Annotated in this window: 10 protein-coding genes; 3 read left to right on the plus strand and 7 right to left on the minus strand. The window is 37.4% G+C overall.

Annotated elements, in window-relative coordinates; genetic code table 11:
* Positions 1–91 precede the first annotated feature (91 nt).
* Positions 92–1435, plus strand: a complete 1344-nt coding sequence (locus HMPREF1116_RS07140) for a DEAD/DEAH box helicase (RefSeq protein ID WP_000010994.1) — start codon at positions 92–94, stop codon at positions 1433–1435.
* A 466-nt stretch (positions 1436–1901) separates the two neighbouring features.
* Here the strand turns inward: HMPREF1116_RS07140 and HMPREF1116_RS07145 are convergent, their stop codons facing one another.
* The 3 genes from HMPREF1116_RS07145 to guaA form a co-directional block, all read right to left on the minus strand.
* The gene (locus HMPREF1116_RS07145) at positions 1902–2690 is read right to left on the minus strand and encodes an SIR2 family protein (protein WP_007555265.1); all 789 of its coding nucleotides are present in this window, start codon (positions 2688–2690) and stop codon (positions 1902–1904) included.
* Positions 2683–3243: a non-canonical purine NTP pyrophosphatase gene (locus HMPREF1116_RS07150; RefSeq protein WP_000409220.1), complete on the minus strand. Its 561-nt coding sequence runs from the start codon at positions 3241–3243 to the stop codon at positions 2683–2685. The genes HMPREF1116_RS07145 and HMPREF1116_RS07150 overlap by 8 nt, the downstream gene beginning before the upstream one ends.
* A gap of 258 nt (positions 3244–3501) precedes the next feature.
* Positions 3502–5064, minus strand: coding sequence for a glutamine-hydrolyzing GMP synthase (gene guaA / locus HMPREF1116_RS07155; RefSeq protein WP_000182006.1), 1563 nt, complete (start codon positions 5062–5064; stop codon positions 3502–3504).
* Between the two features lie 140 nt (positions 5065–5204).
* Here guaA and HMPREF1116_RS07160 point away from each other — a divergent pair, with 140 nt between their 5' ends.
* Together HMPREF1116_RS07160 and metK are read left to right on the plus strand one after the other, a co-directional pair.
* Positions 5205–5903 carry a GntR family transcriptional regulator gene (locus HMPREF1116_RS07160; RefSeq protein WP_000936171.1) on the plus strand — a complete coding sequence of 233 codons (699 nt, stop codon included), beginning with the start codon at positions 5205–5207 and terminating at the stop codon, positions 5901–5903.
* 238 nt (positions 5904–6141) lie between these two features.
* The gene (gene metK, locus HMPREF1116_RS07165; protein WP_000003967.1) at positions 6142–7332 is read left to right on the plus strand and encodes a methionine adenosyltransferase; all 1191 of its coding nucleotides are present in this window, start codon (positions 6142–6144) and stop codon (positions 7330–7332) included.
* 35 nt (positions 7333–7367) lie between these two features.
* Here the strand turns inward: metK and HMPREF1116_RS07170 are convergent, their stop codons facing one another.
* The 4 genes from HMPREF1116_RS07170 to HMPREF1116_RS07185 all read right to left on the minus strand — a co-directional run.
* Complete coding sequence (locus HMPREF1116_RS07170; protein ID WP_000411987.1) at positions 7368–8000, minus strand: GNAT family N-acetyltransferase; 633 nt, start codon at positions 7998–8000, stop codon at positions 7368–7370.
* 226 nt (positions 8001–8226) lie between these two features.
* Positions 8227–8526, minus strand: coding sequence for a DUF1827 family protein (locus tag HMPREF1116_RS07175; RefSeq protein ID WP_000767183.1), 300 nt, complete (start codon positions 8524–8526; stop codon positions 8227–8229).
* A 63-nt stretch (positions 8527–8589) separates the two neighbouring features.
* On the minus strand, positions 8590–9039 hold the full coding sequence (locus tag HMPREF1116_RS07180; RefSeq protein WP_000184295.1) for an NUDIX hydrolase: 450 nt from the start codon (positions 9037–9039) through the stop codon (positions 8590–8592).
* A gap of 88 nt (positions 9040–9127) precedes the next feature.
* Positions 9128–9683, minus strand: a 556-nt coding sequence (locus HMPREF1116_RS07185) for an AAA family ATPase (protein WP_000223657.1), incomplete at its 5' end; no start/stop codon positions are given.

Here is a 9683-nt window from a genome sequence, read left to right on the forward strand (position 1 = left end):
TAAAATTTCAGTGAGTTTATCTAAAATGAAAGTTTAACTGAAATGCAGCAAAATGTGGTATAATGAGTAGATAGATAGAATCGAGGATATTATGTCATTTACGAAATTTAAATTTAAAAAATATATAGAAGAAGCTTTGGAGGAGTTGAAGTTTACGACTCCTACCGAGGTGCAGGAAAAGTTGATTCCTATTGTCTTGGCAGGTCGTGACTTGGTTGGTGAATCAAAAACAGGTTCAGGGAAAACTCACACCTTCTTGCTTCCAATTTTCCAACAATTGGACGAAGAGAGTGACAGTGTGCAGGCGGTTATTACAGCTCCAAGTCGTGAGTTAGCAACACAGATTTATCAAGCGGCTCGTCAGATCGCATCACATTCAGATGTTGAGATTCGTGTTGTGAACTACGTTGGTGGAACAGACAAGGCCCGTCAGATTGACAAATTAGCAAGCAACCAGCCCCATATCGTCATTGGAACACCAGGTCGTATCTATGATTTGGTAAAATCGGGTGATTTGGCTATTCACAAGGCTAAGACCTTTGTAGTCGATGAAGCTGATATGACTCTAGATATGGGATTCTTGGAGACGGTTGATAAGATTGCAGGAAGTCTTCCGAAAGACTTGCAGTTCATGGTCTTTTCAGCGACTATCCCACAAAAATTGCAACCATTCTTGAAAAAATACTTGTCAAATCCCGTCATGGAAAAAATCAAGACCAAAACAGTTATCTCAGATACCATTGATAACTGGTTGATTTCTACTAAAGGTCGTGATAAGAATGCCCAGATTTATGAATTGACTCAAGTCATGCAGCCATACTTAGCAATGATTTTTGTCAATACAAAAACTCGTGCAGATGAATTGCATGCTTACCTGACTGCGCAAGGTCTAAAGGTAGCGAAGATTCATGGAGATATTGCGCCTCGTGAACGTAAACGGATCATGAATCAGGTGAAAAATCTTGATTTTGAGTATATCGTAGCGACTGACTTGGCTGCGCGTGGGATTGATATTGAGGGTGTCAGCCATGTTATCAATGATGCTATTCCACAAGACTTGTCCTTCTTTGTTCACCGTGTTGGACGAACTGGACGTAATGGTCTACCTGGTACAGCCATTACTCTTTACCAGCCTAGTGAGGACTCAGATATTCGTGAGTTAGAGAAACTAGGGATCAAGTTTGTGCCTAAGATGGTTAAAGACGGAGAATTCCAAGATACCTATGACCGCGATCGTCGTGCCAATCGTGAGAAGAAACAGGAAAAACTGGACATCGAAATGATTGGTTTGGTTAAAAAGAAAAAGAAAAAAGTCAAACCAGGATATAAGAAAAAAATCCAGTGGGCTGTCGATGAAAAACGCCGTAAAACCAAGCGAGCAGAAGGTCGTGCTCGTGGACGTGCAGAGCGAAAAGCTAAGCGCCAGACATTTTAAAAATAAGATAGTAGGACCAAGTCGGTTTTACTGTTTTTTTGAGCAATGAAAAGGATATTCCTTAACATTAAGATTAGTTCTGTGAGATTGAGTGTGATAATACTTCCTACTGTAGTTCAGGCTTGTTCGATAATAGCAGAGTAGTGAGAAGAACGCTATAAAGTTCAATTAAGAAAGTACCAAAATTGTTAAAAGTTCTTAGCAGCGGGAGAAGATTAAGATTTTTAGTTGTTAAAATGTTGTCAAACCAAAATACATCAGGTGTTTTTGATTCATAAATTAAGAATTTGGATGCTAACAAGAAAATAAAAACGCTGAAATCATTGATTTCAAGCGTTTTTTTGAAGGCTTTATTATAAAAAAGTTTTTATCAGGAATTATACGAAGTTATAAATTTGTACTTGTACATATTAAAAAACATTAAATTTGTTGTTTAACTGGATATAACTATATCCAGTTTAGATATTTATTTAAGTGAATCTAGAAACCTCTCCATGCTTTCCTTTTTATCAATACTCTCACCCACAATAGGGATTACTCCTCTTTCACTTAATACTTGCTCTTGAATAGGATTAGGTGTAGGAAGAAAAATATATGATTGAGGACGATTTGAATTATTATTACTCTTTTTCCATAATTGATCTAATTTATAAATCAGTAATCTAATGTTTATATCTGATAAGCTGTATCCTAAAAATAAAATTGATTTGCTTAACATATCTGCTCTTAATTTAATATCTAAAGGAGATTCAAAAGCAAGTCTTTCAAAATAATCACTCTCAGCAAGGACAATAGATGAATCTGAAATTGTATCACCATGAAATTTTATAATCTGAGTACTATTTTTCTTTATATTAACTAAATCATCAACACTTACAATCTTTGTATATTCTTTATCATTTAAAGAAAAAGCTTTTTCTAAACAGTGATCATAATTTGTTGTATAAATTATTGGAAAATTCATATTTACTATAGTGGAATGGACTGTAGAATTTAGAATTACATTATCATCCACATTCCATTGAGTATCCATCCAACTTCTTAGTTCTCCAATATGCCCCTTATTTATTTTGTAATATTCTGCCAGTGTTAATGCATCTCCGTAGCAAGAAAAAATAGTTTTGTCATAACCTAAATCTGTTGCAATATAATCAATAAGTTCACTCCATGTAGGCAAGTTAATAGTTTTCGAAACACCTGCTCCTACAAATAAGATAACCTCGCCATTCTTAATATCTTTTTTTAGCTTATTCATCATGAAAGCTCTCCTCCAAAAATGATTTCAGCTTATATAAAGCCTCTTTTCTCATAGAAATATCATTCTTTTTCGAGCCCATTTCAGCAAAAGTTTCATCATACCCCTCCGGTTGAAAAACACAATCCCATTGAAAATCGCGATTTCCTCTTGGAGGAGATACTATTGTCCCTTGAATTATACCTTCGAATGTTGTTATTTTTTTCCCATCACAAAATGCTACAATTGTCTTTGCTGTAGCCGAAGCTGTACCTTTTTTAGAAAAAAATTTGCTAAAATTATCTGCTTCTAACGAATCCCAAAACACTTGTGTTAATCCACCGGGTAGATCACCAAAATTTTTTATGAGTAGTCCTGTTTGTTCCACAATAATTGGTCGTCCTATTTCTTTAAAACCTTTGATAACTTTATCAGTTACAATTTCAACCATATTATCACTTTGGATTTCATTAATCTTTTTATTGAAAGATTTTATTTGTATATTCGTTGATCCAAGTATATCACTGACCTCTTTGATTTTATATTTGTTCGAGGATAAAAAATAAATTTCCATATTATCTGCTATAATCCTATTATTCTAGTTAAAAATTTTTAGTAATTATTTAACAATAAGTAATTTTTTAGTTAGTTAATTTATAAAAAATAAATTTCTTTTTTCTTAGTATATCATATTTATAATGCAAATTTCTATTATCAAATTAAAAAGATTTGGTTTCATATAGAAAAATAGTTTTAATTGTTAAAATGTTGTCAGAGTAAAATAAAAAGCCTTAGAAATATTAATTTCTAGGCTTTTTTAAGTTTGTTGACTTTATTCCCACTCAACAGTTGCAGGTGGTTTACTTGTAATATCATAGACGATACGGTTAACGTGGTCAACTTCGTTTACGATACGAACTGAGATTTTTTGGAGGACTTCCCAAGGGATCTTAGCGAAGTCAGCTGTCATTCCGTCGATAGAAGTGATAGCACGAATAGCGATGGTGTAGTCGTAAGTACGGCCATCTCCCATAACCCCTACTGAACGAACGCCAGTGTTAACAGTGAAGTATTGCCAGATATCGCGGTCAAGACCAGCTTTGGCGATTTCTTCACGAAGGATTGCGTCTGATTCACGAACAGTTTCAAGTTTTTCTTCAGTGATTTCACCCATGACACGAATTGCAAGACCTGGACCTGGGAATGGTTGGCGCCATACGATGTGGTCTGGCATACCAAGTTCGGTACCAAGGGCACGAACCTCATCCTTGTAAAGAGTGTTAAGTGGTTCGATGAGTTCAAACTGCATGTCTTCTGGAAGACCACCCACATTGTGGTGAGACTTGATGGTTTGTGCAGTATCCGTACCTGACTCGATAACGTCTGTATATAGTGTTCCTTGAGCAAGGAATTTCACGTCTGTTAGCTTGCTTGCTTCATCATCAAAGACATAGACAAACTCGTTACCGATAATCTTACGTTTTTGTTCAGGATCAGACACACCAGCCAATTTATCCAAGAAGCGTTTGGCAGCGTCTGCTTTGACAATGTTCAAACCAAACTTACCACCAAGCATATCCATAACTTGGTCAGCTTCTCCTTTACGAAGAAGACCGTGGTCTACAAAGATACAGATCAATTGATCTCCGATAGCTTTTTGAAGGAGAACCCCAACAACAGAAGAGTCAACACCACCAGAAAGTCCGAGGAGAACACGTTTGTCTCCAACTTTTTCACGGATTTGTTTGATTTGCATCTCGATGAAGTTATCCATAGTCCAATCGCCTTTGGCACCACAGATATTCAAAGCGAAGTTACGAAGGATATCATAGCCGTGAACTGAATGACGAACCTCTGGGTGGAATTGGATACCATAGATTTTCTTGTCTGGATTTTCGATTGATGCATAAGGACAGTCAGCTGATGTACCAGTACGAATGAAATCAGCAGGAATTTCAGTAACAGCATCCCCGTGGCTCATCAAGACAAGTTGTTCTTCTGGAGTTCCGGCAAAAAGAGCAGACTCAGTGTGAGTAAGAGTGGATTGTCCATATTCACGGTTACCCGCGTCACCTGCAGGAACAACCTTTCCTCCAAGCTTGTGAGTCAAAAGCTGCATACCGTAGCAGATTCCTAAAATTGGAATTCCAAGTTCAAAAATCTCTGGGTCAATATCAAATGATCCTTCTTCGTAAACAGAGTTTGGACCACCTGAAAGTACAATCCCGATAGGATTGATAGCACGGACTTCGTCAGCCGAAATCTTGTGACTTTTTAGTTCTGAAAAGACACCAATCTCACGGATACGACGTGAGATGAGTTGGTTGTACTGGCTACCATAGTCCAGTACGATGATCTTTTCGACATCTTGCAAATCAGTTGAAATGTTGGTCATCTTTTCCCTTTCTTAAAAGAAATATCTTCTTGAATATTCTATCATAAATGCCCCAGAATTACCAACCAAACAAGTACAGTTTGACTTTTCCCCATAAGATAGGGTACAATGGAAAAAATAAAGAAAAGAAGTGAGCAAGCATGTTACCAGCTTATATGAAAATTCACGACCAAATCAAGAAAGACATTGATGAGGGAAGTTGGAAAATTGGAGAAAGACTTCCAAGTGAGCGAGACTTAGCTGAGGAATTTGAGGTTAGCCGTATGACCCTGCGTCAAGCTATCTCCCTTTTGGTCGAGGAAGGAGTTTTGGAGCGTCGTGTGGGTAGCGGGACCTTTGTTTCTAGTACTCGTGTTCAGGAAAAAATGCGTGGAACGACTAGTTTTACGGAAATTGTGAAGGCTCAGGGGAAAACACCATCGAGTCATCTGATTTCCTATCGTCGGACTATTCCTAATGAGCAAGAAGTTGAAAAATTAGGGATCAAGGCCACTGAAAATATTATTCGAATGGAACGTGTTCGTTATGCAGATCAAGTTCCTGTGGTCTATGAAGTAGCATCTATTCCTGAGAAATTTATCAAGAATTTCAAGAAAGAAGAAGTAACCAAGCATTTCTTTCAAACCTTACAGAAACATGGTTATCGGATTGGTAAATCTCACCAGACTATTTATGCTCGCTTAGCCAAGGAAAAGATTGCTCATTATCTGGAAGTAGAAAAGGGGCATGCTATTTTAGGACTGACTCAGGTTTCTTACTTTGATGACGGTACAGCTTTTGAGTATGTAAAGAGCCAATACGTCGGAGAACGTTTTGAGTTTTATCTAGAAAATAATTAGTTTTTAAGAAATCTCTTGAAGTTGGGAATCCTATCCACTTTAAGAGTTTTTATTTGGCTAAGATTAGAAAACAGTTTCCAATTAAGAAAAATAGTAATCATACGAGTATTTTTTAAAGATTCGTGTTATAATAGTTAGGTTATATGGTCCCGATAAGGTGGTAGTGAAGGTCGTTTATCGATTCTCTACCAGTACTTTGTAACTCTATAACGAATATTTTTTAAGGGGGGACATTTTTATGTCAGAACGTAAATTATTCACGTCTGAATCTGTATCTGAGGGGCATCCAGATAAGATTGCAGACCAAATTTCAGATGCTATCTTGGATGCTATTTTAGAGCAAGATCCAGAAGCCCACGTTGCTGCTGAAACAGCTGTTTATACTGGTTCAGTTCATGTTTTTGGTGAAATTTCAACCAATGCCTATGTAGATATTAACCGTGTGGTACGTGATACCATTGCAGAGATTGGCTATACCAACACTGAGTATGGATTCTCAGCTGAAACAGTAGGAGTTCACCCATCACTTGTTGAGCAGTCTCCAGATATCGCCCAAGGTGTTAATGAAGCCTTGGAAGTTCGTGGAAATGCGGATCAAGATCCACTTGATTTGATTGGAGCTGGAGACCAAGGTCTCATGTTTGGTTTTGCAGTTAATGAAACTGAAGAACTCATGCCATTGCCAATCTCACTCAGCCACAAGTTGGTTCGTCGTTTGGCAGAGCTTCGTAAGTCTGGTGAAATTAGCTATCTTCGTCCAGATGCTAAATCACAAGTTACTGTTGAATATGATGAAAATGACCAGCCAGTGCGCGTGGATACAGTTGTTATTTCAACTCAACACGATCCAGAAGTTAGCAATGAACAAATTCATGAGGACGTGATTAACAAGGTTATCAAAGAAGTGATTCCAGCTTCTTATCTTGACGATGAAACTAAATTCTTCATCAATCCAACAGGTCGTTTCGTTATCGGAGGACCTCAAGGAGACTCAGGTTTGACTGGTCGTAAGATCATCGTGGATACTTATGGTGGTTACTCACGCCATGGTGGTGGTGCCTTCTCTGGTAAAGATGCAACTAAGGTTGACCGTTCAGCTTCTTATGCAGCTCGCTACATTGCCAAAAACATCGTTGCTGCAGGTCTCGCTAAGAAAGCAGAAGTTCAATTGGCTTATGCCATTGGTGTAGCTCAACCTGTATCTGTTCGTATCGATACCTTCGGTACTGGAACAGTAGCTGAAAGCAAGCTTGAAAAAGCAGCGCGTCAAATCTTTGACCTTCGTCCAGCAGGAATCATCCAAATGCTTGATCTCAAACGTCCAATCTACCGTCAAACTGCGGCTTATGGACACATGGGACGTACAGATATCGATCTTCCATGGGAACGCTTGGATAAGGTTGACGCCTTGAAAGAAGCAGTTAAATAAAGTAAAAAGGAGTTGATTTAAACTCCTTTTTTACTTTATTTATTGATAGTTTTTAAAAAAGCCCAGTTTCCAATAGACTTAGCCCCATACTCTAACTCCATAAAATCTAGCAATTCATAATCATTCTTTTTATAGAATGGAACATTTTTTTCTGTACTGGTAATGAGTCCTAAGCGCTTGCAGCCCTTGGATTTGACATAAGGCTCAACTGCGTCTCTAAGAAAAGCACTGCCCACACCTTGTCCTTTAACGGATGAATTGACTGCAAGGAGCATCAAATACCAGTCAAAGCTATTAGATTTTTTCAAATGTTCTTCGGAACGGTCTACTAAATCAAGATACTTCAAAAAATTTCGAGGACTAATGTAGCGAAACAGTTTTATGACACCATTTAGCAAGTAAGATAGGATAGAAAAATCATTTTGTTGTAATAAGGCGACAGCTAGGATTTCTGCGTCTTGTTCAGCTACTAAACAGGTCTCTTCTTTGATATAGAGGCGAGTCAGGAGACTTTCCAATAGTTCTAAAAAAGCAGGATAGTTTTCAGGTTTCTTGAGATCATCTATGATTAGAGTTAAAAATGGATAATCAAAGAAGCTATCGGCTATTACTTTTCCAATTTTTTGGTATTCGTCTAGCCTTGCTTTTCTGTATACTATTTTCTCCATTTATGAGCTCCTTTTTTAATGTTAGTAAATTATAATAGTAAAATTAATTGTTTTGATGATCAAGTACCGAGTTTTAAAAAAAATATTGCCAAACTTAGTCAGTTGAAGGATTGTTAGAAAACTCTTTCTGTAACACTGAATCTGATTCTAGAATATAGGATTAGACAGACAAAGAACACTCTAAAAAGTTAGAATTTTTAGAGTGTTGTCCAAATATTGCTAAGTTTTATTTTGTTGGGATTGAGATTTCAATCAATTTTTCAGAGTAGAGGGTCTTGATATTAGCTTCATCGATATTTTGCTTTTCGATCTTGCGATTCAAGAAAAATTCTTGGATTTTTTCTATTTCTTGTTCGCGGATAGCACGATGTTTATTGGAAATGAGGATTTCATAATGAAGCGGTGCCTGAGTAAAGATAACATCAGTGTTGCCTGCAGAGTAGACTTCTACGAGTGTAGCGTCGGTACTCTCCAGTTGGCTTTTAACAAGGTTTGAGTGAGAATTAGTAGTGTTGATGAGCTTCATAGGCTTTCCTCCTGTGTTTCTATTTCTATTATAGCACTTTTTGGAAAAATTGGAAAAGTTAATTTAAACTTGATGCTGTTTTTTCCAGGCTTCAATTGCCCATTTATGACTGCCACGTTTTAAGTTAGCAATGGCTTCATCGATTGGGAACCAAGCTAGATGATTGAAGTCCTCCAAAGGTTTTTGGATTTCTTGATAAGAAGTAGCTTCGTAAAGATAGGCTGGATTGTAGTAGTAAGTATCACGATGGCTGGAATAGAAATATTCATCTGCTTGTCCATAATAAGTGCCAATCTCAGCTGTAAAACCTAATTCTTCAATCAGTTCTCGTTTGAGAGCTTCAAAATGATCTTCACCTGCTTCAATCTCGCCACCAGGCAAGAACCATGCACCATTTGGAGCTTGAACGAGGATAATCTTTTCAAGTGCTGAGTCAGGGATGACTGCATAAACACCATATCTAGTTTTGTAGGTTACACCCTCTTTTTTTTCTCCAAAGGTTGGATTTGTCATAAATTTCTCCTTTATGTGTGCGCTTTCTTTCTATCATATTAAAGAATGCTCTTACTGTCAAGTAAGAACATTCTTTTAGTATGTGGAATTAGTCATTTGAGTCAACTGTTTCCAATTTATTTTTTGATTTAATCATGATTTTACCATTGCTAGTCATGATGGCTTTGAGGTTTTTCTCGCTTGGATTTTCAAGGTAGTAGTCTGTAATCGCATCTTCGATATGATCTTGAATGGTACGACGTAGTGGACGAGCTCCCATTTTTGGATCATAACCAAGGTCTACAAGTTTCTCCTTAACCTTATCTGTTACATCTAAATGGATGTTATTGCTTGAGAGACGTTGATTGACATCATCTAACATGAGATCAACGATTTGAAGGAGATTTTCCTTGCTGAGGGCCTTGAATTCGATAATGCCATCAAAACGGTTCATGAATTCTGGGCTAAAGAAGTTGCCTAATTCTCCAAGAACAGAGTTAGTACGGCCTTCTCTAGCAGCACCAAATCCAACACTAGCTTCTGCCTTACCTGTACCTGCATTTGAGGTCATGATAATGATGGCGTCTTTAAAGCTAACAGTACGACCTTGACCATCCGTTAAACGACCATCGTCCAAGACTTGAAGGAACATATGCATAACATCT

Origin of the sequence: Streptococcus sp. SK140 (genome assembly GCF_000259525.1) — a bacterium.
Taxonomy (GTDB): Bacteria; Bacillota; Bacilli; order Lactobacillales; family Streptococcaceae; genus Streptococcus.

Excerpts from the sequence above, each read along its gene's own strand:
- HMPREF1116_RS07140 (WP_000010994.1), top strand. The coding sequence starts at position 92 with ATGTCATTTACGAAATTTAAATTTAAAAAATATATAGAAGAAGCTTTG.
- HMPREF1116_RS07145 (WP_007555265.1), bottom strand. The coding sequence starts at position 2,690 with ATGAATAAGCTAAAAAAAGATATTAAGAATGGCGAGGTTATCTTATTT.
- HMPREF1116_RS07150 (WP_000409220.1), bottom strand. The coding sequence starts at position 3,243 with ATGGAAATTTATTTTTTATCCTCGAACAAATATAAAATCAAAGAGGTC.
- guaA (WP_000182006.1), bottom strand. The coding sequence starts at position 5,064 with ATGACCAACATTTCAACTGATTTGCAAGATGTCGAAAAGATCATCGTA.
- HMPREF1116_RS07160 (WP_000936171.1), top strand. The coding sequence starts at position 5,205 with ATGTTACCAGCTTATATGAAAATTCACGACCAAATCAAGAAAGACATT.
- metK (WP_000003967.1), top strand. The coding sequence starts at position 6,142 with ATGTCAGAACGTAAATTATTCACGTCTGAATCTGTATCTGAGGGGCAT.
- HMPREF1116_RS07170 (WP_000411987.1), bottom strand. The coding sequence starts at position 8,000 with ATGGAGAAAATAGTATACAGAAAAGCAAGGCTAGACGAATACCAAAAA.
- HMPREF1116_RS07175 (WP_000767183.1), bottom strand. The coding sequence starts at position 8,526 with ATGAAGCTCATCAACACTACTAATTCTCACTCAAACCTTGTTAAAAGC.
- HMPREF1116_RS07180 (WP_000184295.1), bottom strand. The coding sequence starts at position 9,039 with ATGACAAATCCAACCTTTGGAGAAAAAAAAGAGGGTGTAACCTACAAA.